The 22,610-nt window shown below is 61.5% G+C and carries 23 protein-coding genes; 7 read left to right on the top strand and 16 right to left on the bottom strand.

The features are described from left to right. Positions 1–2: 2 nt before the first annotated feature. From NITMOv2_RS19135 to cutA, 3 genes are all read right to left on the bottom strand, one after another. The gene (locus tag NITMOv2_RS19135) at positions 3–1,688 is read right to left on the bottom strand and encodes a formate--tetrahydrofolate ligase (protein WP_053381387.1); all 1,686 of its coding nucleotides are present in this window, start codon (positions 1,686–1,688) and stop codon (positions 3–5) included. A 128-nt stretch (positions 1,689–1,816) separates the two neighbouring features. Then, positions 1,817–2,818 carry a M23 family metallopeptidase gene (locus tag NITMOv2_RS19140; RefSeq protein ID WP_053381388.1) on the bottom strand — a complete coding sequence of 334 codons (1,002 nt, stop codon included), beginning with the start codon at positions 2,816–2,818 and terminating at the stop codon, positions 1,817–1,819. A 110-nt stretch (positions 2,819–2,928) separates the two neighbouring features. Beyond that, on the bottom strand, positions 2,929–3,270 hold the full coding sequence (gene cutA / locus NITMOv2_RS19145; protein WP_053381389.1) for a divalent-cation tolerance protein CutA: 342 nt from the start codon (positions 3,268–3,270) through the stop codon (positions 2,929–2,931). Between the two features lie 142 nt (positions 3,271–3,412). Between cutA and NITMOv2_RS24555 the strand changes: the two genes are divergently transcribed. Further along, the gene (locus NITMOv2_RS24555) at positions 3,413–3,922 is read left to right on the top strand and encodes a rhodanese-like domain-containing protein (RefSeq protein WP_238590394.1); all 510 of its coding nucleotides are present in this window, start codon (positions 3,413–3,415) and stop codon (positions 3,920–3,922) included. 20 nt (positions 3,923–3,942) lie between these two features. Here the strand turns inward: NITMOv2_RS24555 and NITMOv2_RS19155 are convergent, their stop codons facing one another. The 9 genes from NITMOv2_RS19155 to NITMOv2_RS19195 all read right to left on the bottom strand — a co-directional run bounded on the left by NITMOv2_RS19155 (position 3,943) and on the right by NITMOv2_RS19195 (position 13,231). Beyond that, entirely contained in the window at positions 3,943–4,866 is a 924-nt protein-coding gene (locus NITMOv2_RS19155) for an SDR family oxidoreductase (RefSeq protein WP_053381390.1), read from the bottom strand. A 17-nt stretch (positions 4,867–4,883) separates the two neighbouring features. Then, the gene (locus NITMOv2_RS19160) at positions 4,884–5,681 is read right to left on the bottom strand and encodes a TlyA family RNA methyltransferase (RefSeq protein WP_053381391.1); all 798 of its coding nucleotides are present in this window, start codon (positions 5,679–5,681) and stop codon (positions 4,884–4,886) included. A gap of 47 nt (positions 5,682–5,728) precedes the next feature. Further along, positions 5,729–5,983 carry an exodeoxyribonuclease VII small subunit gene (xseB, locus tag NITMOv2_RS19165; RefSeq protein ID WP_053381392.1) on the bottom strand — a complete coding sequence of 85 codons (255 nt, stop codon included), beginning with the start codon at positions 5,981–5,983 and terminating at the stop codon, positions 5,729–5,731. 51 nt (positions 5,984–6,034) lie between these two features. Beyond that, complete coding sequence (gene xseA, locus NITMOv2_RS19170) at positions 6,035–7,534, bottom strand: exodeoxyribonuclease VII large subunit (RefSeq protein ID WP_274519484.1); 1,500 nt, start codon at positions 7,532–7,534, stop codon at positions 6,035–6,037. Further along, positions 7,461–8,240: a TIGR00282 family metallophosphoesterase gene (locus NITMOv2_RS19175; protein ID WP_053381393.1), complete on the bottom strand. Its 780-nt coding sequence runs from the start codon at positions 8,238–8,240 to the stop codon at positions 7,461–7,463. Before NITMOv2_RS19175 ends, xseA begins: the two co-directional genes overlap by 74 nt. Next, complete coding sequence (gene rny / locus NITMOv2_RS19180) at positions 8,237–9,805, bottom strand: ribonuclease Y (protein ID WP_187299453.1); 1,569 nt, start codon at positions 9,803–9,805, stop codon at positions 8,237–8,239. The genes NITMOv2_RS19175 and rny overlap by 4 nt, the downstream gene beginning before the upstream one ends. Before the next feature lie 546 nt (positions 9,806–10,351). Further along, complete coding sequence (locus NITMOv2_RS19185) at positions 10,352–10,648, bottom strand: cell division protein ZapA (protein ID WP_053381394.1); 297 nt, start codon at positions 10,646–10,648, stop codon at positions 10,352–10,354. After that, entirely contained in the window at positions 10,641–10,895 is a 255-nt protein-coding gene (gene zapB, locus NITMOv2_RS19190; RefSeq protein WP_053381395.1) for a cell division protein ZapB, read from the bottom strand. The genes NITMOv2_RS19185 and zapB overlap by 8 nt, the downstream gene beginning before the upstream one ends. Before the next feature lie 59 nt (positions 10,896–10,954). After that, a complete protein-coding gene (locus NITMOv2_RS19195) occupies positions 10,955–13,231 on the bottom strand; it encodes a lytic transglycosylase domain-containing protein (protein ID WP_053381396.1) in 2,277 nt (758 codons plus the stop codon). An 89-nt stretch (positions 13,232–13,320) separates the two neighbouring features. On the opposite strand from NITMOv2_RS19195, the gene rlmN reads away from it, so the two are divergent. From rlmN to larE, 4 genes are all read left to right on the top strand, one after another. Then, entirely contained in the window at positions 13,321–14,406 is a 1,086-nt protein-coding gene (rlmN, locus tag NITMOv2_RS19200; protein ID WP_053381397.1) for a dual-specificity RNA methyltransferase RlmN, read from the top strand. 27 nt (positions 14,407–14,433) lie between these two features. Next, on the top strand, positions 14,434–15,813 hold the full coding sequence (locus NITMOv2_RS19205) for a M16 family metallopeptidase (protein WP_238590395.1): 1,380 nt from the start codon (positions 14,434–14,436) through the stop codon (positions 15,811–15,813). A gap of 1 nt (position 15,814) precedes the next feature. Then, entirely contained in the window at positions 15,815–17,200 is a 1,386-nt protein-coding gene (locus tag NITMOv2_RS19210) for a M16 family metallopeptidase (protein WP_053381398.1), read from the top strand. A 158-nt stretch (positions 17,201–17,358) separates the two neighbouring features. Then, on the top strand, positions 17,359–18,168 hold the full coding sequence (gene larE, locus NITMOv2_RS19215) for an ATP-dependent sacrificial sulfur transferase LarE (protein WP_053381399.1): 810 nt from the start codon (positions 17,359–17,361) through the stop codon (positions 18,166–18,168). Positions 18,169–18,183: 15 nt separating this feature from the next. Here the strand turns inward: larE and atpF are convergent, their stop codons facing one another. The 4 genes from atpF to NITMOv2_RS23015 form a co-directional block, all read right to left on the bottom strand. Beyond that, a complete protein-coding gene (gene atpF / locus NITMOv2_RS19220) occupies positions 18,184–18,690 on the bottom strand; it encodes a F0F1 ATP synthase subunit B (RefSeq protein ID WP_053381400.1) in 507 nt (168 codons plus the stop codon). 73 nt (positions 18,691–18,763) lie between these two features. Then, positions 18,764–18,994 carry an ATP synthase F0 subunit C gene (gene atpE, locus NITMOv2_RS19225; RefSeq protein WP_053381401.1) on the bottom strand — a complete coding sequence of 77 codons (231 nt, stop codon included), beginning with the start codon at positions 18,992–18,994 and terminating at the stop codon, positions 18,764–18,766. Positions 18,995–19,050: 56 nt separating this feature from the next. Beyond that, a complete protein-coding gene (locus NITMOv2_RS19230; protein ID WP_053381402.1) occupies positions 19,051–19,800 on the bottom strand; it encodes a F0F1 ATP synthase subunit A in 750 nt (249 codons plus the stop codon). Between the two features lie 12 nt (positions 19,801–19,812). Beyond that, positions 19,813–20,055, bottom strand: coding sequence for an AtpZ/AtpI family protein (locus NITMOv2_RS23015; protein WP_083448207.1), 243 nt, complete (start codon positions 20,053–20,055; stop codon positions 19,813–19,815). 169 nt (positions 20,056–20,224) lie between these two features. On the opposite strand from NITMOv2_RS23015, the gene NITMOv2_RS19235 reads away from it, so the two are divergent. Both NITMOv2_RS19235 and NITMOv2_RS19240 read left to right on the top strand, forming a co-directional pair. Beyond that, complete coding sequence (locus tag NITMOv2_RS19235; RefSeq protein WP_053381403.1) at positions 20,225–21,697, top strand: anthranilate synthase component I family protein; 1,473 nt, start codon at positions 20,225–20,227, stop codon at positions 21,695–21,697. Positions 21,698–21,711: 14 nt separating this feature from the next. Continuing rightward, the gene (locus NITMOv2_RS19240) at positions 21,712–22,584 is read left to right on the top strand and encodes an aminotransferase class IV (protein ID WP_053381404.1); all 873 of its coding nucleotides are present in this window, start codon (positions 21,712–21,714) and stop codon (positions 22,582–22,584) included. Positions 22,585–22,610: the final 26 nt, after the last annotated feature.

A 22,610-nucleotide genomic window follows, 5' to 3' on the forward strand; every position in this document is an offset into this window, starting at 1 on the left:
CTTTAGGCGAGCCCGACGATCTCGCCGCTCTCAGGATCCAGGTCGATCCGTTCTCCGGCCGGCTTCTTCGGCAGACCCGGCATGAGCTGAATGCCCGAGCAGACCGCCGTCACGAATCCCGCTCCAGCCAGAACCCGCAATTCTTTGATCGGAACCGTAAACCCGGCCGGCCGGCCTTTCACCGCCGCATCATGTGAAAGAGACAAGGGCGTCTTCGCCATGCACACCGGCAGCCGGCCGAAGCCCAGTCTCTCGGCCGTCTCAAGCTGCCGTTCGGCTTCCGGCTCGAACGCAACCCCCTTCGCCCCGTAGATCCTCGTCGCGATGGTTTCAATTTTCTTCGAGAGCGGCCACGAGAGCTCATAGAGTGGAGTGAACTGAGAGGGCGTCTCGGACGCCCGCACGACCGCCGACGCCAGTTCTTCGGCCCCCTTGCCCCCTTCAGCCCAATGGGTCGAGACGGCGGCACCCGCCGCCCCCGCTTTCAGCGCCTGATCGCGCACCCAGGCGAGTTCCGCCGGCGGATCATCCCGAAACGCATTGACCGCCACGACGGCAGGCACGCCGTGCGCTTGGGCATTGGCGATATGCTGTTCGAGGTTGGCGAATCCTTTCGCCAAGGCGTCTTGGTTGGGTCCCGTCAAACTCACCGGCAGCGGCGCGCCGGCCTTTACCGGTCCTCCGCCCCCGTGAAGCTTCAGCGCCCGTAGCGTGGCGACCACGACGGCAAGGTCGGGCTTCAACCCCGAGGCGCGGCACTTGATGTTGAAGAACTTCTCGGCCCCCAGGTCGCTGCCGAACCCTGCTTCCGTAACCACAAAGTCGGCGCATCTTAGTGCCATCGCATCCGAGACCACCGAGCAGTTGCCGTGGGCGATGTTGCCGAACGGCCCCGTATGGACGAAGGCGGGGGTTCCTTCCAATGTCTGCACCAGATTGGGCTCGAGCGCATCTTTGAGAAGGACCGCCATTGAACCGGCGCAGCCGAGTTCTTCAGCGACAATAGGTCGGCCCGACGTCGTCAGGGCTACCAGGATGCGCCCCAGTCTCTCCCGTAAATCCAGCCGGTCCCGGGCCAGGGCCAAGACCGCCATCACTTCCGAGGCTTCCGTAATGACGAACCGGGCCGACCGGTTTCCCGTCTCGCCGCTCAGCGTGATCTCGCGGAGGGCTCGATCACTGACTCCCAACGCCCTGGGCCAGGATACCCGGCTGGGATCGATCGCGAGCTGGTTGCCCTGAAACAGATGATTGTCGAGAAAGGCGGACAAGAGGTTATGGCTGGCCGCGACTGCGTGGGCGTCGCCCGTCAGATGGAGATTGATATCCTCCATGGGAATGACCTGCGCATGTCCTCCGCCCGTGCCTCCGCCTTTCACCCCGAACACGGGACCTAAGGACGGCTGTCTCAACGTGACCACTGCGCGATGGCCCAGGCGCGTCAGTCCCATGGCAAGGCCGATCGATGTCGTGGTCTTTCCCTCACCGAGAGGGGTCGGATTGATCGCGGTCACCAGGATATACCGACCCAGCTTGCGAGCCTGGAGGCGCTCAAGAACTTTGAGGGAGATCTTCGCCTTGTGGGAGCCGAAGAGGGTGAGTTCCTCTTGCTGGAGGCCCAACTCCTTGGCGACTTCGAGAATGGGTCTGGGTCGGACGGAATGAGCGATTTGGAGGTCGGTCAAGATCCAGCCTTCTCGATGATGCGGCCGCTAAGCGGGAAAGTCACTATACCACGAGGCTTCCCCCGACGGTCTCACATAAGGGGCCCTCGAATGGATGAGAGGGGCTGAAGGGAAGGAGATAACCGGGTTCGCTATTCGAGAATATACTTGTTGGGATCCAGCGCCTGACCGTTCACCTTGACCATATAGTGAAGGTGCGGACCGGTTGCCAGGCCGCTGCTGCCGACCAAGCCCACTACATCGCCACGATTGACCCGTTGCCCTTCTTTCACCAAGGCCTTCGCCAGATGGCCATACAGCGTCTCGATGCCGTATCCATGGTCCAGTCTGACGATATTCCCCAGCTTGGGATCGAACCCGGTCGCTGTGACTCGCCCTTGAGCCGGGGCCTGAACTGGGGCGTTGGGAGCAGCGCCGATATCCAGCCCGTCATGCCAAGCCGGCTTTTCGGTAAAGGGAGAAATGCGCGGGCCAAATCCCGACGTCACCCAGCCCTTGACCGGCCAGATGGATGGAGTGGCGGCCCACCGGGAAGAGCGCTGCTCGGCAGCCTGTGACAACTCCGCCAAAATCCGTTCCTGGTTAGTCGCTTCAGATGTGAGCCAATGAAGGCCTTCCTTGACCGATTCGACCGCTTCCGAGTCTCCCTGGAGGGTTTCATGGACACCGCCGGAAGAAGATTCTTCCTTCAAGTCCAAGCTGGACTTGCGAATGGATAGCTGACTCGGGATCGTGCTGCCTTCTGGGAGCGGGGTCTCTTCACCACCCCGGCCATTGACCATATCGCCAGTCTTAGGAACTTCAATACCGAGCATGACCCGCAGCCGCTGATTGACCTCTTTCATCGTCGTAATACGTTTTTTGAGGTCATCTATGGCTGAGGCAAAGGCGGCCGTTTGCTCACGGGCGCTCATCGCTTCGGTGCGAAACGCCGATAACTCCCAGACCTCCCCTGTTCGAATAACGTAATGAGAGATGACCAGAAGATCGGCAAGAATGAGTAAACATCCAACAATCAAGAGCTTACGAACAAACTTCCTGGGAAAGCTGAACCGAAGCGGTTTGGCGGTCGAACCGCGGAAGATCACCACGGTATAGGCGTCGCTGTTTTCCTGGCTGTGCGTCTGACCCATGACCTTCACTCCCTCATGTTCGGGAGGACCCGGCTCGAGATGTTGACGAGTCTACCTATCTCGCCCCCGATGGTCAACCCTTATGACAGTAATGAAATCAGAGCCCTTCGTCACTCACCATATGGTGCTGTCTCTGCGCGTACCCACTCAAGATATTGTGGTAACCCTGCTGCGACAGGAACGGCAATGATCTCCGGTACTTTATATGAGTGGGTAGCCCGGATGATTTTCTGTAGTTCTGGAAACCGATCGGCCGTCGTCTTGAACAGCACCACCGATTCCTCCTCGTTTACCAACTTTCCTTCCCACCAGTACAGCGAGCGGACGCCGGGAAAAACCGTGGCACAAGCTGCCGCATGAGATTCCACGACCGCATTGGAGATTTTTTCCGCCTCCATCTGCGATTCGGCGGTGACAAACACAATCAGAACCTGATGAGGAGCGTCACCCATAAAGGCCGACGATACCCAAGGTCCATTCGAATAAGCAAGGTGTCTCGCTCCAGAGTCCTGCATCCCTGTACTGAGCAACATCTGTGCCTTTTAGCAGTAGCCAAATATTTGACAGTTCATGTAAATTCAATGCCTTATCATCATGCAGCCCATCAGAGACTTCTCAACTGATGTAGGGTACTGTCATCCAAATGCTGCACCAGAACAAATTTTTGACAAATTTGTACAAGAAATGGCGCCTGGAAGGATGGAGTTGGCCGCTTCAGGATTGACAGCCTTTTTCTCAGTCACTTATCATGCTGCGTCGGATAGCAAGTACGAGGAGGTCGACATGAGTTTTTCCATCATGCCGAAAGAACTGAAAGCCAGGCTGGATAAAGGTGAAAAGCTGGTCTTGTTGGATGTCCGGGAGCCCTGGGAGCATTCATTAGCCAAGCTGGAAGGCTCGGTTTTAATCCCGTTGGGTACTTTGCCTCAGTCGCTCTCGAAACTGGACAGGAATGCGGAGATCATCGCCTACTGTCACCATGGGATGCGGAGTGCCGATGCGACAGGCTTTCTCCTCCAGCAAGGGTTCTCCAACGTCAAGAACCTGGTCGGCGGAATCGACGCCTGGTCCGTTCAGGTGGACGGTGCCGTGCCGAGATACTAGCCGAGCCCCTTCGACCGGAGCTAGCCCATCTTCTCCTGGAAGTAGGCGACGGTTTTCTTGAGCCCCTCGGCCAACTCGACTCGCGAGTCCCAGCCGAGTTCCTGCTTGATTTTGGTCGGGTCGACGACGCTCCGCATCTGCTCTCCCGGCTTCGCCGGTCCGTGCACTTCCTTGCACGGCGAGCCGGTGAGACCCGCCAGCATCCGGAACAATTCATTGATCGAGGTCTCCGTTCCGGTTCCTACGTTGTAGATCCCGTGCGAGTCCTGCCCCATCGCCGCCAAGTTGGCTTCGGCGACATCGTCGACGAACACGAAATCCCTGGTCTGCCGCCCGTTCCCATAAATGATCGGCTGCTCGTTGTTCAGCATCTTTTGCAGGAAGATCGAGATCACGCCCGCTTCCCCTTCCGGATCCTGCCGCGGCCCGTAGACGTTGGCGTAGCGAAGACTGACGACCTGGATCCCGCTGGTCCGTTGAAAATACGACAAGTAATGTTCGCCGCACAGTTTGCTGATGCCGTACGGTGACATCGGGTTGGTCGCATGCGACTCGGGCGCCGGATAGATTTCCTGCTCGCCGTAAATCGCACCGCCGGAGGAGGAGAAAATCACCTTGCGGGTTCCATGCTTCACGGCTTGTTGCAGCACGTTCATGGTTCCCAGGATGTTGACTTGCGCATCGAAGATCGGATCCTCGACGGACTTACGCACGTTGATCTGTGCGGCTAGATGCATCACGATGTTCGGACGCTCGTTGCGGAACACCCGTTCCAAACGACTGCTTTGAATGTCGACTTTGTACAAGCTGGCTGCGCGATTCACATTCTTTCGCTTGCCGGAGGACAGATTATCGACGACGATGACCTGATGTCCTTCCTCGACCAGCCGATCCACCACATGCGATCCGATAAATCCCGCCCCCCCCGTGACCAAGACCTTCATCGAGTCCTCCAGCCGACTTATGACGCGTTGACAGCAGACTCCTCTTTCATATCACAAATAAGGGGGCGGTACGTAAAAATCGCCAAAATTTCCTGATTCCCTTTCTTCCCCCTGACCGGCGAGTCCAGGGTCTGTTTCACCTGGAAGCCGAGTCCCCCTGCAAAGGCTAGAATGTGCTGCAGCACCGACTGTCGTTGCGCCTCGTCGCGCACGATCCCGCCCCGGCCGACTTGCCCTTTTCCGACCTCGAACTGCGGCTTGATCAGCGCGATGAGCGTGGCCTCTGGACGGAGAAACGGCACGATGGGAGGAAGCACTTTCTTGAGTGAAATGAACGACACGTCGATCACCACAAGCGCGACCGGCTCGGGAATCGTCGCCGCATCGATGTACCGGATATTGGTCCGCTCTCGCAGGATCACGCGCGGATCCCGGCGCAGCCGCCAGTCGAACTGCCCGTATCCCACGTCGACCGCATAGACCCGCGCGGCTCCCCGCTGCAACAGGCAATCGGTGAATCCGCCGGTTGAACAACCGACGTCCAAACACACGACTCCCCGAGGATCAACGGCGCCTCTGTCCAGCGCGGCAGCCAATTTCTCCCCGCCTCGGCCGACAAAACGAGCACCGGACTGATGAATCGAAATGGAGGCATCGGCGGAAACCGATTTCGCCGGCTTGTCGACGACCGCGCCGTCCACCGTCACTGCACCGGCCAGAATCATTCTGAGCGCGGCGTCACGGCTCTGCGCCAGACCCCGCATCACCAGCACATGATCGAGACGATCTTTGGAAAGACCGGCTTTCGAAGCCATCGACACCAAGGAGAGCGATTGTGGGAGGGATGACGCCGAGGACCGATTTAGAGGGACGGCGGCTCCTCGCCCTCGTCCTCATCCGGCGAGAAAGCGCGCAGCTGCTTCTTCCCGTTCTTGTCCTGCACGAGCACCTCGACCTTTCGCTCGGCCTCTTCCAAGACTTTGAGGCAGTTTTTCGACAGTCGGATGCCTTCTTCGAAAATCTTCAGGGATTCATCGAGCGGCAGATCGCCCTTTTCCAACTCACCGACGATGGCTTCCAACCGCGCCATCGCCTGTTCGAATTTCACGCCGGCCACTGTGTGTTCCTCCAGGACGCGAAGGTCATTATAACGGGTCGGTCGGGGTTTTCAAACCGACGGATCGGAGATGGTTTCCCGCACGGTGCATCGCAACTGTCCCTGAGCCAGCCGCGCCAAGACGTCTTGCCCTATCTCCACTTGTCGGGCCTCATGGATCACACGGCGGTCGGGAAGGCTCTCCACGATGCTGTACCCGCGGCTCAGGATGGCGAGCGGACTCAAATGATGCAGATGATCCATGCAGGCCTCGACTTCCCGCCTGCGGCGATCCAACTGATGCCCCATCACCTTGCACAGGCGGGCGAACAGGTGGGGCATGAACGTCAGACCGTGATGCACCCGCGCCTGCGGACTGGCGGCTATCAGTCCATGGGTGGCCGCATGGACCTGCTCCCGTCTCCGCTTCACCAGATTGCGCAGGGCCTGCGCCATCTGCAAGACGGCTCCGTCTACGTGCTGCGCCGCCGCCAACAGCGTGAACCGAAGGCGCGCGAGATGGGCGAAGCACAGGGCCAATCGGCGCCGCTCGTCGGCACAGCGGCGGACCATGGCCTGCCGGCAGCGATTGTCCAATTCGCCAAGACGGTTCAGCACCTCGCTCAACACGGGCACCGCCGCTTCGGCGGCAGCCGACGGCGTGGGGGCCCGCATATCGGCGGCAAAATCGGCCAACGTCACGTCTGTCTCGTGTCCGACCGCGGACACAATGGGGAGACGGGACGCGGCAATAGCCCGCACGACCCGCTCGTCGTTGAAGCTCCACAGGTCTTCCAACGATCCGCCTCCCCGCCCCACGATGATGACGTCGGCCAGCTCCAGATCGTTTAAGGCCTGAATCCCTTCCACGATCTGCTCGACGGAACCCTCGCCTTGTACGGCGACCGGCACAACGAGGATGCCCAGATTCGGGCAGCGCCGGTGCAACACCGTGATCATATCCCGCACGACGGACCCGGTCGGCGACGTGACGAGCCCCACCGTCCGAGGCAGGTAGGGCAACGGTCGTTTGCGCGCCGGATCGAACAGCCCCTCGGCGGTCAGACGCTGCTTCAACTGCTCGAATGCCAACTGCAGCGCGCCCAGCCCCTTGGGTTCGGCGTACTCCAGCACGATTTGATATTCGCCGCGCGGCTCGTAGACCGTGACCTTCCCGCGCGTCACGAGACAGAGCCCGTCTTCCAGCGCGAATCGCAACCGCGAGGCGGTCGACCGAAATATCACCGCCCGGATCTGACAGGTATCGTCTTTCAGGGTGCAATAGAGGTGGCCCGAGCCCGGGGCGCGGAGGTTGGACACCTCACCCTCCACCCACACGTCCGAGAAGCCGCTCTCGACAGACGCACGAACGAGGCCGGTCAACTCCGAGACGGTGAGGATCCGTCTGGGGGAGGAATCGCGTAGCGTCGCCGAGAAACGGGTATGGAAGCTCGTTGGACGTCTCCTTCCGGTCGAGCCGACGGCGAGACCCGCGCTGTCAATCAAGGATGCGGATGCGGTCCATGGCGATCGCCTTGCCCAAACGGGCGTCGAGCTCGACCAGCACCGCACAGAAGACCGACGGGCCGGAAGCCACTTCAAAGCGTCGCGGCATGGCGGTCAAAAACTTCTCGATCGCGAGCTCTTTCTTCACGCCGATCACCGAATGCAGAGGGCCGGTCATGCCGATGTCGGTAATGTACGCGGTCCCTTTGGGCAGGATCTGCTCGTCGGCGGTCTGGACGTGCGTATGGGTCCCCACCACGGCGGTGACATCGCCGTCCAAATAGTGGCCCATGGCCATCTTTTCGGACGTGGCCTCCGCATGCATGTCCACGATCACCGCCAATGTCTCCCGTTTCAAGCGGGCCACCTCCCGCTTCGCCGTTTGAAACGGACAGTCGATCGTCGGCATGTAGGCGCGTCCCATGAGCTGGAGCACCGCCAGTCGCTCGCCTCCGGCCGATTCGACCACCACGCTGCCGTTTCCCGGCACACCGGCCGGATAATTGGCCGGCCGGAGCAGCCGCGGTTGGCGTGAGAAGTAGTCGAGCGCTTCCTTCTTGTCCCAAGCATGGTTGCCGGTCGTGATGACGGCCAATCCCATGTCGAACAATTCTTCCGCCAGCTCCGGCGTGATGCCGAACCCGCCGGCCACGTTCTCGCCGTTCCCGATGACGACATCGACCTGCCGCTGCGCGACGAGGCGCGGGACGGCGCGGGCCACCGCCCGGCGTCCCGGCTCGCCCATGATGTCGCCGATGCACAGCACCTTCATTTCGCGTACTCCACGTACCGGCTCTCGCGAATGACGGTCACTTTGATTTGGCCCGGGTAGGTCAGCTCCTGCTCGATCTTCTTGGCCAGATCGCGGGACAACTGGAACGACTCCGCGTCGGTGATGTCTTCTTGCCTGACGATCACGCGAATTTCCCGCCCCGCCTGGATGGCATAAGCCTTTTGTACACCCTTTTGTCCCGTCGCCAGGGATTCGAGCTTTTCCAGTCGTTTCACATACGACTCCAAGGCCTCCCGTCTCGCTCCCGGCCTGGCCGCCGACAACGCTTCCGCCGCCGCCACCAGGACGCTTTCCGGGCAAATCGGCTCGACCTGCTCGTGATGGGCGGCGATCGCGTTCACGATTTTCGGCGACTCGCCGTACTTCTTCGCGAGCTCTGCGCCGAGCATGGCGTGCGGTCCCTCTTCCTCGTGGCTGACCGCCTTGCCGATGTCGTGCAACAAGGCGCCGCGCCTGGCCAGACGCACGTCGAGCCCCAACTCGGACGCCATGATCCCGCAGATATAGGCCGCTTCCCGGGCGTGATACAAATTGTTCTGCCCGTAGCTGGTGCGATACTTCAACCGCCCCAGCACTTTGATGAGCTCGGGATTGAAATCGGACAGGCCCAGCTCAAAAATGATTTTTTCGGCTTCTTCGTACATCAGCTTGTCGATGTCGGCCTTCACTTTTTCGACGATCTCTTCGATGCGCGTCGGATGGATCCGTCCGTCATGCATCAGCCGCTCAAGCGAGACTTTGGCGATTTCACGGCGCAGCGGATCGAAGCCGGAAATGATGACCGCTTCCGGCGTCTCATCGATGATGAGATCGATGCCGGTGGCCGCCTCGATCGCGCGGATGTTACGGCCTTCCCGCCCGATAATCCGGCCTTTCATGGCGTCGTTCGGAATGGGCACGACCGAAATCGTCGATTCGGAGACGTAATCCCGCACGACCCGCTGGATGGACGTCGTGATGATCTCTCGCGCTTCACGTTCGGCGTTTTCACGCGCCTCTTCGATCGTCCGCTTCGCGATCCCCGCCGCATCGAGCCGTGCCTGCGTTTCCATCTCCACGATCAGTTGCTTCTTCGCCTCGTCGGCGGTCATGCCGGCGACCCGTTCCAACGCCTCCCGATGTTCCCGCTCGGCTTTGGCGCAAGCGGCTTCTTTCGCCAGCAGGCCTTCCTCGCGGCGGGCCACTTCCTGATCGCGTCGCTGCGACTCGCTTTCCCGTTTCTCGAGCGCCGCCAATTTTCGATCCAGGCCCTCCTCGCGCTGCATCAGGCGCTTTTCCACCGTCGAGAGCTCGGCCAGTTTCGCCTTTTGCTCCTTCTCCAATTCGGACTTGGCTTGGAAGACCAAATCCTTCGCCTCCAGGCGCGCCTCTTTCAACACATTCTCGGCCTCACGCTGGGCCTGCTGCACCACCTGCTTGGCCTGTTCTTCCAACTCGGCCCGCTTGGCCGACGCCAGATTGCGCCGGACCACTTCGTAGAGCCCTACACCAACCAGGGCTCCCACCAGCACACAGAGGATATAGACTACGATTGAGGTAGAAATGGGAGTCACCCCCTTCTCGAAATGACCGGGCACAGATGCCCGGTACGGCACATCTTGTTGACGGTCGTCGACGACGTGATGTGGAGAGAACGAGGCGGCTCAGGAGGTGATGGACAGCACTCAGCTCAGAAACTCAGGAACAGGTCCGGCTCTTCGCGCAATGTCGGTGACACTCCTGCCGGCTCCTCCGGATATGATGCGGCGCCTTCTCCGATCTCGCCGCTCAAGAGGGGTCAGGATTCGAACTGGCAGGGGTTGCGGGTGTCCTGCCGGCCTGACGAGGAGAAGACCCCTCGTCCGCCGCCGCAAGTTCCGCACGAACCGCTGTGTCCAATAGCTCCACAGGGTGACGATGCACCGCACCAACGCATTGCACATCGAGGCCCAGAGATTCTCTGTTGCGCTCACAACGCCTGTTTCCGGTTGAGTCGGCAAGTCCAGTTGATACTCCCGCATGACCGATCGTCTTTCACCACGACGCGTCAGTCTTACTTAAGGGTCACGATAACAAAGGCACCCCATGAAAGCAAGGCGAAACTGGCTCCCTCAGCGGAACAGCGAGGTCGGCATTTGCTCCTCGATGGATTCCATCAGGGTCACCATCCTCCGCTCGACATCCGCTTCGCCCTGCGCCCGCTTCTTCTCCGATTCGAACAATTGATGGGCGATGTTGATGGCGGTCAGCACCGCCAACTTGGACGGCGTCGCGGTTTTCATCCCCTCGGCCAGGTGTTTCATATGGTCGTCGACAAAGTGGGCCAGCCGGCGGATATAGGCGTCATCGGCGTCCCCCCGGATCGAGTACCGTTGGCCGTAGATCTCGACGTCAATGGTCTTAGTCAAGGGCCACCTCCTTGGGATCCTCCACGCACTCCAACAACTCGATTTCGCCGATCACTTTTTCGATCCGCGACTTGATGTCGATCCGTTCCTTTTCCCAGCGGCGGTTGAGGTCGTCCTGCGACGCCAATTTTTGCCGGGCCGTTTTGATCTCCTCCTCCAGCGAGGCGTTTTTCCGTTTCAACTCCTGCACCAACTTGACGAGATCACGAATCCGGGTTTCCAACGCATCCAGACGATCCAATGCCATCGTGTTTCCTTCCTAGCCCAATGAATTGGGGCGCACTATAAAAAGTTCACTATACCTTGTCAAGAAACCGGTCTTGCCCGCGCCGCCAGCCGCACATACTCCTTGTAGCTTCGGAGCACCCGCTTTACGTACTGCCGCGTCTCTTGAAACGGAATCAGCTCCACGAACTCGTCCGGACTTCGACCGTGATGGGCGGCCGTCCAGGTTCCGACCACGATCGGACCGGCGTTGTAGGCCGCGATGGTATGGATGACATTCCCGGCGAATTGCCCCAGCAAGTGCTCCACATATCGCGCCCCGATCCGGATATTGGTCTCCTGGTCGAAGAGGTCTTCCCGGCCGATCGCCGGCCATTGATGGCGCTGAGCTACCGCGTTGGCGGTCGCGGGCATCACCTGCATCAAGCCGATGGCCCCGACGCGCGAGACGGCCCGTCCGTCGTATTGGCTCTCCTCGCGGATGATCGCCGCCACCAAGAAGGGATCAAGGCCGTTGGAGCCGTGCGCTTGAATGGTGGGGATCAAACCCGTCGGATAGGCTACGCTCCACAAGCCCGGCGTCACCGGCCCGCCGGTGCGCTCCAGCTTGTCGCGAAACCGCGCGCGAGCGAGGCGGAGCGCATAATGGTACGCGCCCACTTCATTCAGGAGTACCGACAAGGCCATGAGAGTCTCCGGTTCCCGGGCATAGCGATCGGTGAGCGCGGTCAGCTCGCGGGCCGCGTCCTGATCGAGACCGAGTGTCTTGAGCTCCATCGCGCGGCGGTACGCCGGCTGCTGCTCGATCGTGGTCCGGGCGGCGGGAGACGACGGGACCGCGTCGGTCGCGGCCACCTCACCCGAGGCCGCCAGCACCGGTGGAGGTTCCGGCTCCGGGCTTGCCGGCAACGGAATATCGACCCGTTCGCGCGCGAGCTGACAGTAATAAGTATAGGGGTAACGTTCGCAGAGATGCCGGTAGGCGTCGTGCGCCTTGGGCACCCCAAGATGCCCGTACGACCGCGCGGTCCAGTAGAGCGCTTGCGGCTCGAAGTCGCCGTCCCGCTGGGCGATGATCTGCTGCCACACATCGATCGCCTGCTGGTAGCGCCCCGTGCGGTAGAATACCCACCCTTCGCGCCACTGCGCCTCGGCGCGCTGAGAGGCCGGCTCCCCCGATTTGGCCACGAGCCGATACTTCGCAATGGCCTCGTCGAATTGGGTTTGATCCTCCAACCACATCCCGGCGAACAGATGAATCTGCCCTTTTTGTTCCGGCGACAGATTCCGCTTGGACAATGTCCGGCTCAGATCCAGCAGCTTCGCGCCCAGCGCTTGGCGGAGGTACACACGCGCCAGCCAAACCGTCGCCTCATCCGATTGCGGGAGTTGGTCTTCAACGAGCGCCTGAAACGTCTCGCGCGCCTGGTCATACAATTTGAGGCGGACTTGCGCGACGCCGAGTTTGAGTCGCGCTTCACCCCGATGCGGCGACGACGGATCTCCCGTCAGGAACTTTTTCAATTCCTCGATCGCCTCGGCATGCAAGGCCTGTCCAAGGAAGGCCTGTGCTCGCCCATAGCGGTCCACCGGCTGGGGCGACCAGGATTCGCCGCCGAGATTGGTCGCGAGCAGCGCCTCCGCTTCCTTCGCCTCCTTGGAGTAGGGATACTTCACCCAGAGCTGTTTCAAGGTGTCGCGCCCTTCCGGCAAGCGGTTCTCGCGAAGGTAGCAGGCTGCGAGCCGCAGCCAGGCGAGCGGAGCCTGCGGCTCCTTCTCGTTGACACCGAGGCCCTTGGTCAACCATGCGACACTTTCCGGACAACGGGAGGCCTGATACCAGGCCTCGCCGGCGCGCAGAGTGATCAGATGGAGCAGATTCGATTCGGGCACCGCCTGCGGGATCGATTCATACAACTGCGCCGCTTCCGCGGCGTCCCCCAAATGGAGCAGCGCCTCGGCCATCCACCAGCGGACATAGTCATCCAGCAAGGGGAAGTCCCGCTGGGCGGCCCGCAAAAATTGCATGGCAGCGGCCGGATTCCGTTCGATGAGCAGCACGCCCGAGAGCAAGCCGGCGCGTTTGGCCCAGAGGGACGCCGGGTACCGCTCCATCACGCGCCGCAGCCGCTCCAGCTTGAGCGCAGCCACCTGATCCTTCGTCAACTGATTGCCAAGCCGTTCTTTGGGCCAAGCGGCAGCGGTGAAACAGTCTTCTCCGGACGCACAGCTCTCTGCGGGAAGCGGGGAGGTGACTTGCGCCGCCTCGGTGATGGGGTCGAACTGGCACAGAGCGGCGACCATACAGCCCGCGGCCAGCGACGGAAAGAACTGGCATATGCGCCGATGCGTCTTCATCGATGAGGCCCAGTATAGCCGATCCGGCTGCAAGGGAGAACGTCGGCAGCCGGGTGTGATAGGCTGCAGGGAAACTCCGGCACGATCGTATGAAGAACCCTTCAACTTCCATCGACCTTCTGACCTTAAGTGAGCCGAAGCTCGCGGCGCTCGTCGCCGCTCGCGGCTGGCCTCGGTACCGCACAGGGCAAATTCTCCGCTGGCTCTATCAGCGGCGCGTGCGGTCCATCGCGGACATGACGGACCTGTCGATCCGAGAGCGGGAGCGGCTCTTGGAAATTGCGACGATCGGCCGGTCAACCAACTGTACCGTGTTGGAATCGCAGGACGGCACCCGCAAACTGCTGCTGACTCTGGAGGACGGCAAGACGATCGAGACCGTATTGATTCCCGACGAGGATCGCCTCACCCTCTGCGTCTCCACGCAGGTGGGGTGCATGTTGGACTGCGCGTTTTGTCTCACCGGCACGATGGGCCTGAGCCGCAATCTGAAATCGCAGGAGATTCTCGATCAGGTGCTCACCGCTCAGGATCACCTCCGTGACGGCGAGCGCCTGACGAATCTCGTCTTTATGGGAATGGGAGAGCCGTTGGCAAACCTTGAAGCCCTCGCGACGGCGATTCACTGCTTGACGAACCAATCCTGGGGACTCGGCTGGTCGCCGAGGCGGATCACGGTGTCTACTGCCGGCCTCGCCTCCCGGCTCAAGGAGGTAGCCGCGCTGGGCGTCAATCTCGCCATCTCGTTGAACGCCACCACTGAAGACCAGCGCCGTGACCTGATGCCGGCCGTGAGCGAGATCGCGTCGTTGAAATCCTTGCTGGCCGCCTGCCGGCGGTATCCCCTGCCGCCGCATCGCCGGCTGACGTTCGAGTATGTGCTGCTCTCCGGCGTCAACGATCAGCCGGCGGACGCGCAGCGCCTCACCCGATTGCTCGCCGGCCTTCGGTGCAAAGTGAATCTCATTCCCTTCAACGAATTTCCCGGCAGCCGCTTCCGCCGTCCGACCGACGACGCGGTGCTGCAGTTTCAAGCCGCATTGCAGCGGGCGGGCCTCGATGTGTTCATTCGCAAGAGCCGTGGGCGGGATGTCCTCGGGGCCTGCGGCCAGTTGGGCGGCGCGCGCGACAGCCGGGCACCGCTTGCCTTGACACCCGTTGAATCCCGTTGCTAGCATGCCGTTCGTACTTCTTCCTCCTTCATGATGCGTTCAATCCTCAATCGTCTCCTCTTCATGACCATCGCGGTGGCGCTCGTGGTCCTCTCAGGCGCCTCTCCGTCGACGGCGTCCGACGCGCACGAATACCTCCTGTCGAACGGCATGAAAGTGCTCCTCGTGGAAGTGCCCAAGGCTCCGGTGGCGACCGTCCAGGTTTGGTACAAGGTCGGCTCCCGCAACGAGGTCATGGGCCGGGCGGGTCTGTCCCACATGCTGGAGCACATGATGTTCAAGGGCACGGCCAAGTATCCCAAGGGGACGTTTTCGCGGGTCGTCCGGAAAAACGGCGGCGTCGACAACGCCTTCACGAGCCAGGATTTCACCGCCTACTTCGAGAACCTCGCCGCCGATCGGGTGGAGCTCGCGCTGGAAATGGAAGCCGATCGGATGCAAGGTCTCCTGCTCGACAACGCCGAGTTCCAAACCGAGCGCGAAGTCGTCAAGGAAGAGCGCCGGCTGCGGACCGAAGACGACCCGCAGGGCGCCCTCGTCGAGGCGTTGTTTGCCCAGGCATTTTTCAGTCATCCCTATCACTGGCCGGTCATCGGCTGGTTCGCCGATCTCGACGCCATGTCGCTCGACGATTTGCAGCGGCACTACGATACGTTTTACTCGCCGAACAATGCGACGCTGATCGTGGTCGGCGACATCAAGGCCGAGACCCTGCTGCCCACGATCAAGCGGCTGTTCGAACCGATCCCGAAAGGACCGACGCCGAAACAGGCGTTGCCGCCGGAGCCGGACCAGCGGGGGGAGCGCCGCTTTCTGCTCAAGCGGGAAGCCCAAGTGCCCTTCGTCATGATGGGCTTCCGCGTGCCGAACTATGCGAGCGACGACTCCTATGCGCTCGATGTGTTGGAATCCATCCTGTCGCGGGGGAAAAGCTCGCGTCTGTACCAGAGCCTCGTCTATGACCAGAAAAATTCGCTCGCCGTCGGAGCCGAATACAGCTTGATGCAGACCGACCCGAGCCTCTTCTATTTTTATGCGCTGGTGAGCCCCGGGCAGAAAGTGGAAGCGGTCGAAGAGTCGCTTCACCGCGAGATCGCCCGCCTGCAGCATGAACCGCCGACCGACTTGGAGCTCCAGCGGGCGAAAAACCAGGTCGAGGCGGCCCACGTGTTCGAGCAAGACTCCAACTTCCGCAATGCCATGCTCTTAGGACAGGCCGAGACGGTCGGAGCGGGCTGGCGCCGCGTCGATCAGTTTTTGGAACGGATTCGCGCCGTGACCGCCAAAGATGTCCAGCGGGTGGCGAAACAGTATTTGACGGAAGATAACCGGACCGTCGGCATCCTGATTCCCCTTCCGCCGAAACCGGCGGAAGCCCTCCCCACCGCCGCCACCCAAGGAAAGTCGTAACATGCCCGGTCCCGCTCCTCAGACCAGACTGCGGTCAATGGTCCGCGTGTTCCACGCAGGCCTCGCGGCCGTGCTGCTGGGATCGCCGGCTTGGTGGAACGGCCCGCCGGCCTTCGCCGCGCCCGCAGAGTTGTCGCCGACCAAGTTCACGACGCCGAACGGCATGACCGTGCTCGTGCTGGAACAGCACTTTTTGCCGATCGTCGAGATCCATGCGATGGTCAAGACCGGATCCGCGCAAGATCCGCCGGAGAAGGCCGGCCTGGCGAACCTGGTCGCCAGTCTGTTGGACGAAGGCACGACCACCAGAACCTCCAAGCAGCTGGCCGAGCAGATCGATTTTGTCGGCGGGTCGCTGGCGGCCAAAGCCACCGAGGATTTTACGACCGCCTCCGCCCGCGTCTTGAAGAAAGACATCGACCTCGGCTTTACCCTGCTGGCCGACATCCTCATGCGCCCGGCCTTTCCCAAGCAGGAATTCGAACGGGTGCGCGCGCAGGTGCTCGGAGAGATCGCCAGCGACAATGACGATCCGGGCCATGTCGCGATGAAGGCCTTCAATCAGCTCGTGTTCCACAACCATCCCTACCGTTGGCCGGTGAACGGCACGGAAGAGACCTTGGCCAAAGTCACCCTGGCGGACGTCCAAAGCTTCTATGCCAAAGAATACATTCCCAATCAGGTGATTCTCGCCATTGTCGGCGACATCACCGCGGAGCAGGCGGCGGCGTTGGTCCAAACACATTTCGGCGGGTGGAAAAAAGGCACGCCGCCGGTCCGCGCCGCCAAGAAACCGCCTCCCATCGAGAAGAAAGCCGTCCAATTGATCGAAAAGGATCTGACCCAATCTACGATCGTATTGGGCCATGGCGGCATCAGCCGGACCAACCCGGATTTTTACGCCGTGACGGTGATGAATCACATCCTCGGCGCCGGCGGTTTCTCGTCGCGGCTGATGGATTCCATCCGCGACAAGCAGGGCCTGGCCTACGGCATCATGAGTCATTACGACGCGCGCGCCATGCCGGGATCGTTTTGGGTCAACCTGCAAACCAGGACGGAAGCGACCAACCAGGCCATCACCGGCGTGTTGGCGGAAATGAAAGGGATCCGGGAGGCGCCGGTGACGGATCAGGAATTGGCGGAGGCGAAGTCCTTCTTGATGGGCAGCTTCCCCTTGCGGCTCGACTCGACGGCCAAGCTCGCGCAGGTCCTGGCGCAGGTGGAATTTTACGGATTGGGGTTCGAGTATTTCACACAGTACCCGAAGTGGATTGAACGCGTGACGAAAGAAGACGTCCAGCGCGTCGCTAAACAATACCTCGACCCCCAGCACTATGCGCTCGTCGTGGTGGGGAATCTTGCCAAGGCCAAGGTCCGCCACTAATAGGATGTTGAAAAAGGCTGCCCGCTGCGTTCTCGCCTCGCTCCGAGGCTCAACGTACAAACAACGTACGCCGCGCCTCTTCGCTCGCTGCGGCCTTGCGGGACAGCCTTTTTGAACATCCTATTGGGCCGCTAGACATCGGCTCGATCACTGTTGCCATGCTGTCTGCACCGCTCCAGCAAAAGCTTGACCGTCTCCGCCGGCTGCTGTCCGAGATGCAGTCCGTGGTGGTCGCCTACTCAGGAGGCATCGACAGCACCTTCGTGCTGCGCGTCGCGCACGAACAGCTGCAGGACCGCGCCGTCGGGATTACGGCCGTCTCCCCCACGTTTCCGGCGCTCGAATTGGACGTCGCCAAACGGGTGGCCGGGGAAATCGGCGCGCGCCACGAGATCGTGGAGACCGACCAATTGGCGATTCCCGCGTTTACGAAGAACGACGACGCACGGTGCTTTCATTGTAAGACCGACTTGTACCAGCTCCTCGGCGCGATCCGGAAGGAGCGGGGCGCCGAACATATGGTGGACGGCACCAACGTCGACGATTTGGGGGATGACCGTCCCGGGATCAGGGCGGCGCGGGAATGGGGGGTGCGGAGCCCGCTCGTCGAGGCCGACCTGTCCAAGACGGAAATCCGCGCGCTCGCGAAAGAGCTGGGCCTGTCCAATTGGGACAAACCGGCGGCCGCCTGTCTCTCATCTAGAATCCCGCGCGGCATCGCCATCACGAGGGAAAAATTGAGCCGCGTGGAGGAAGCGGAAGCGCTGCTGCATCGCGAGGGGCTGCGCCACTATCGCGTCCGTGACCACGGCGAGATCGCGAGGATCGAAGCGGCTCTGGAGGACATGTCGCAGCTGCTGGAGCCGTCCCTCCGCGCGCGGGTGAGCGCAGGCCTCAAACAGCTGGGATTTCGATTCGTGACGGTGGATCTGGAAGGCTATCGGCCCGGCGGAATCGGTCTCCAGTGACTCCGCCGGGCGCGATCAACGCTGATACGATTTGGACAGGGCGTCCAGAGCTTCGTCGGCGAACTTCCGGTGGTCGGCGTCGGTCAGGCTGCGCTGCACGACCTTTTCGGCGACCATGAGCGCCAGTTCGGTGGTCTGGTTGCGGATCTCCTGCACGGCCTTCCGCCGCTCGTGGTCGATTTCGCGGGTGGCGTCTCCTTTGATCCGCTCCGCCTCGGCGGTCAGCCGCTGCTCGTTCTCTTCCAACAGCCGCTGAGCCCGCTCCTTCGCCGCCGCCAGAATGCCTTCCGCTTCCTTTCCGGCCGCGTTGAGCTTCGCTTCGTACTCTTTCAGCCGGCGCTCGGCTTCGGACCGGTGACGCTCGGCCTGATCCAGGCTGTCCTTGATCTTCTTTTCCCGCTCCTCCAGCGCGCTCAGAATGCCGGGAAAGGCAAACTTGTAGAGCAGGAACAAAAGAATCGCAAACGAGACGACCTCCCAGAAAATCAAGGAGGAGAAGAAGTGCGTTTCAAACTGCGGCATACCGTCCTTTCAGGATGAAGCTGAGGCTCACGGCTGAGGTTGGCTCAGGCTTGACCTTGACCTCAACCTGCTCCTATTTCCGCAGACCCATGATGATGAACGCGATGACGAGGCCGTAGAGGGCGATCGCTTCGACCAACGCGAACCCGATCCACATGTACTTCCCGACGCGGCCTTCGGCTTCCGGCTGGCGGGCCACCGCTTCGATCATCTTGCCGAAGATGTACCCGATCCCCACACCGGCGCCCGCGAATCCCGCGGCGGCCAATCCCATACCCAACAATGCTGCTGCTGCTGAATCCATTGTGCCTCGCTCCTCCCTTGTCTAAGAGATCCTAGTTGCGAACAGGCCGCAGCCCGTCAGTGCGCATGCTCATCATGACCATGCAAATGGAATGCATCGCCCAAATAGACGCAGGTCAGCACGGTGAAAATGTAGGCCTGGATGAATGCGATGCCGACTTCCAAGCCGTTCATGGCGATTGTGAACGCGAAGGGCAGCCATCCGATCAACAGGCCTCCGCTGACCGCCAGCCCGAACAACACGCCCAGGATCACGTGGCCCGCCGTCATGTTCGCGAACAACCGCACGGCCAGCGAGATCGGGCGCGCCAGCTGGCTGATCAATTCGATGGGCACCATGAGGGGCAACAGCCAACCGGGCGTCCCGGGCGGCACGAGGATGCCGAGGAATTTGCCCCCGTGGAGCACGAACCCCATCACCAGGCTGAGGCCGTAGACGACAACGGCAAAGACGGCGGTGACGATGATCTGGCTCGTGACCGTGTAGGCGCCGGGAATCAATCCGAGCAGGTTGGCGAACAGGATGAAGAGAAATAAGGTGGCGACGAGGGGGAAAAATTTCATGCCGCCCTGCCCCATCGTATCCAGAATAATCCCGCGAATGAAATCCACCAGCATTTCGGCCAGGCTCTGCAACTTGCCCGGCACGAGCCGCCGCGCGGAGCCGGCCATCACCATCAACACGGTGACGAGGGCCACGACGACCCACATCATGATCACGGCTTTGTTGATCGAAATATCCAACCCGCCGAGGGTGATGTTCACGAAGTTGTGCAACTCAAACGGATGCAGTGGGCTTTCTTCCATAGACTTCGTTCCTTACCGTCGCTTATCGGAGCCGGTCTGCTGCTCCCATCGCTGCGCCGACCGGTACGCGTTTCGAATACCTGCAGTGGCGCCCAGTCCGAGCCCGATGACCAGCCCCCATGGAGTCGAACTCAAGAGATACATATCGACCACCCATCCAAGCCCACCCCCGACGATGAGCGCAGCCAGCAGTTCCGTCCCAATGCGAACGGCTTGGCCGAGCCCCGCATAAAACGGATCTTGTGAAGGGGGCATGCCGTACCCAGGAGGCGAGTGCACATGCAGGCGAGCAAGGACTCTGCCGAATATGGGCCGCGCAATTCAAACAGAATCGCGATTGCAAAGTCAAGCCGTTGGCGCTGTTCCTGATCGAAGAAGCTGCGGTATAGTGGAGAGCCGTTTCAGAGAGACGTAAGAGCCGCGCATGACCAAGCCAACCGCCTCCGCCTTTCTTCAGGGGCCCCCGTCTCCGTTGATGGTGTCGCTGCCGGCCCCGCCGGTCAGCCCGCTCCGACTGTTCGCGAGAATGGCTTCGCCCGGCGTTCCTTCCTTTCTGTTTGAAAGCGGAAAAGGTCCGTCCCACATCGGGCGCTACTCCTTCTTCGGCGCCGAGCCCTATCAGACCTTGCGCGGCAAGGAGGCGACGTGGGAGCTGCGGACCGCCGACGGGCGGAAACAATCCGGCCAAGGGGCGTTCCAGCGGGCGGCCGAGCTGGCCGGCGCAGCCTCGATCCGCCGTCCTTCGGACGCGCCCCCTTTCTTCGGAGGCGCGGTCGGCTATCTCAGTTACGATCTGGTGCGCCAGTTCGAAGACGTGCCCGCCGTCAGCATCGACGACCTGGGCACGGCGGACCTTGAATTGGGCTTCTTCGATCTCGTTGCCGCCGTCGACCATGAGGCCAAGCGGCTCGTTCTGATGTTCTGCCCCCCGCTTGAGCGGTTCCTCGGCGAGCCGCGCGAAAAACTCTATCGGGAAGGCTGCGACCGTCTGGCCGCGTTGGAGGCCCGGCTCTCCCACGATCGAGCGGCCGCGCTGCCGACCGATCTGCCGGGCCGACTGGAATTCGTGCCGGAACAAACGCGGTCCGAATACATGGAGCGGGTCGGCCGCTGCCAGGAGTATATTGCCGCCGGCGATATCTATCAGGCCAACCTCTCACATCGATTTACCGTCCCTGGCTCCTGGTTCAGCGGGCGCGAGGCGTGGGAAGCGGATCTCCTGGCTTACGATCGCGTGCATGCGATGAACCCGTCGCCGTTCTCCGGGTTGCTGCGCTTCGAGGAGACACGCTTCGTCAGCTCGTCGCCGGAGCGGCTCGTGCGGCTCAGCGGGCGGCAGGCAGAGACCAGGCCGATAGCCGGCACGCGGCCCCGCGGCCGGACCGACGCGGAGGACCGCCAGCTCGCCGACGAGCTGCGCCGCAACGAAAAGGAGCGGGCCGAACACGTCATGCTGGTCGATCTCGAACGGAACGACCTCGGCCGCGTCTGTGACGCGGGGTCGGTGCGCGTCGATGAATTCATGGCGCTCGAACAGTACTCGCACGTGACCCATCTGGTTTCGAACGTGACCGGACGACTCCGAGCGGGAGCCGGCGGCTTCGATCTGCTCCAAGCCGTCTTCCCCGGGGGTACGATTACGGGAGTGCCGAAAATTCGTTGTATGGCCGTCATCGACGAGCTGGAACCGGTCCGCCGCGGGCCCTATACCGGCTCGATGGGCTACATCAGTTGGAGCGGCGATCTGGACTTCAACATCCTGATCCGCACGCTGGTGATCCGCCAGGGCCGGGCCTATCTCCAGGTCGGCGCCGGGATCGTGGCGGATTCCGACCCCGCGCGCGAGTATGAAGAAACGTTGTACAAGGCGCAGGCGTTCTTCAGCGCCTTTTCCTGAGGACCATCACGTCGATGTGGATCTATCTGAACGACCGGTTTGTCCCTGAAGAGCAGGCGCTCGTCTCCGTCTTCGATCACGGCTTCCTCTATGGAGACGGCGTCTACGAAACGATCCGCTCGTACGGCGCCCGCATCTTCATGCGCGACCAGCACATCACGCGGCTGTATCGCTCGGCCGAGGCCATCGGGTTGGCGATTCCGATTCCGCGGAAGAGTTGGCCGGACCTGTTGCACGATGCCATGACGCGGAACGACGTGGGGGACGACCGGCGGGACGCCTATCTGAGGATCACCATTACACGGGGCGCGGGGCAGATCGGCCTCGATCCGGCCCTCTGCCCCACGCCCACCGTCGTCATCATGACGAAACCGCTCGTCCCGCCGGCGCCGGCTCTGTACGAACAGGGTGTCGCCCTCGTCATCGCGCAGACGCGGCGCAATTTACCGAGCGCCTTGTCGCCTCACATCAAAGCGACGAATTTCCTGAACAACATCCTCGCCAAACGCGAAGCGATCGCCGCCAGAGTCTTCGACAGCGTCCTGTTGAACTGGGAAGGTCACGTGACCGAATGCACGATCAGCAATCTGTTTTTCGTGACAAGCGGCCGGCTGCGCACTCCGTCCGTAGCCTGCGGGATTTTGGACGGCATCACGCGGGAGATCGTGATGCAATTGGCTCGGGACGAGGGCATCCCGGTGGAGGAAGGCCGCTTCACTGCGGCCGACTTGTCCCAGGCCGACGAATGCTTTCTCACCAATACCAGCATGGAAATCATGCCGGCTGTCTCGATCGATCGGAAAGCCATCGGCTCCGGCACACCGGGGCCGGTCACACAGCGGCTTCGGGCGCTCTTTGCTTTGCATCGCGGCCGTTTTTTGGAATAGCGGCGCGCGGCACCTTCATCTCCTAC

This window comes from Nitrospira moscoviensis, assembly GCF_001273775.1.
Taxonomy (GTDB): domain Bacteria; phylum Nitrospirota; class Nitrospiria; order Nitrospirales; family Nitrospiraceae; genus Nitrospira_D; species Nitrospira_D moscoviensis.

What these genes read in the sequence shown, in the direction of transcription:
- NITMOv2_RS19205 (WP_238590395.1), top strand. Translation starts at nt 14,434, where the DNA reads ATGATGCGTTCAATCCTCAATCGTCTCCTCTTCATGACCATCGCGGTG.
- rlmN (WP_053381397.1), top strand. Translation starts at nt 13,321, where the DNA reads ATGAAGAACCCTTCAACTTCCATCGACCTTCTGACCTTAAGTGAGCCG.
- NITMOv2_RS19155 (WP_053381390.1), bottom strand. Translation starts at nt 4,866, where the DNA reads ATGAAGGTCTTGGTCACGGGGGGGGCGGGATTTATCGGATCGCATGTG.
- NITMOv2_RS19175 (WP_053381393.1), bottom strand. Translation starts at nt 8,240, where the DNA reads ATGAAGGTGCTGTGCATCGGCGACATCATGGGCGAGCCGGGACGCCGG.
- zapB (WP_053381395.1), bottom strand. Translation starts at nt 10,895, where the DNA reads ATGGCATTGGATCGTCTGGATGCGTTGGAAACCCGGATTCGTGATCTC.
- NITMOv2_RS19210 (WP_053381398.1), top strand. Translation starts at nt 15,815, where the DNA reads ATGCCCGGTCCCGCTCCTCAGACCAGACTGCGGTCAATGGTCCGCGTG.
- NITMOv2_RS19195 (WP_053381396.1), bottom strand. Translation starts at nt 13,231, where the DNA reads ATGAAGACGCATCGGCGCATATGCCAGTTCTTTCCGTCGCTGGCCGCG.
- atpF (WP_053381400.1), bottom strand. Translation starts at nt 18,690, where the DNA reads ATGCCGCAGTTTGAAACGCACTTCTTCTCCTCCTTGATTTTCTGGGAG.
- NITMOv2_RS24555 (WP_238590394.1), top strand. Translation starts at nt 3,413, where the DNA reads ATGCAGCCCATCAGAGACTTCTCAACTGATGTAGGGTACTGTCATCCA.
- NITMOv2_RS19240 (WP_053381404.1), top strand. Translation starts at nt 21,712, where the DNA reads ATGTGGATCTATCTGAACGACCGGTTTGTCCCTGAAGAGCAGGCGCTC.
- NITMOv2_RS19235 (WP_053381403.1), top strand. Translation starts at nt 20,225, where the DNA reads ATGACCAAGCCAACCGCCTCCGCCTTTCTTCAGGGGCCCCCGTCTCCG.
- cutA (WP_053381389.1), bottom strand. Translation starts at nt 3,270, where the DNA reads ATGGGTGACGCTCCTCATCAGGTTCTGATTGTGTTTGTCACCGCCGAA.
- NITMOv2_RS19160 (WP_053381391.1), bottom strand. Translation starts at nt 5,681, where the DNA reads ATGGCTTCGAAAGCCGGTCTTTCCAAAGATCGTCTCGATCATGTGCTG.
- larE (WP_053381399.1), top strand. Translation starts at nt 17,359, where the DNA reads ATGCTGTCTGCACCGCTCCAGCAAAAGCTTGACCGTCTCCGCCGGCTG.
- NITMOv2_RS23015 (WP_083448207.1), bottom strand. Translation starts at nt 20,055, where the DNA reads ATGCCCCCTTCACAAGATCCGTTTTATGCGGGGCTCGGCCAAGCCGTT.
- atpE (WP_053381401.1), bottom strand. Translation starts at nt 18,994, where the DNA reads ATGGATTCAGCAGCAGCAGCATTGTTGGGTATGGGATTGGCCGCCGCG.
- NITMOv2_RS19230 (WP_053381402.1), bottom strand. Translation starts at nt 19,800, where the DNA reads ATGGAAGAAAGCCCACTGCATCCGTTTGAGTTGCACAACTTCGTGAAC.
- NITMOv2_RS19140 (WP_053381388.1), bottom strand. Translation starts at nt 2,818, where the DNA reads ATGGGTCAGACGCACAGCCAGGAAAACAGCGACGCCTATACCGTGGTG.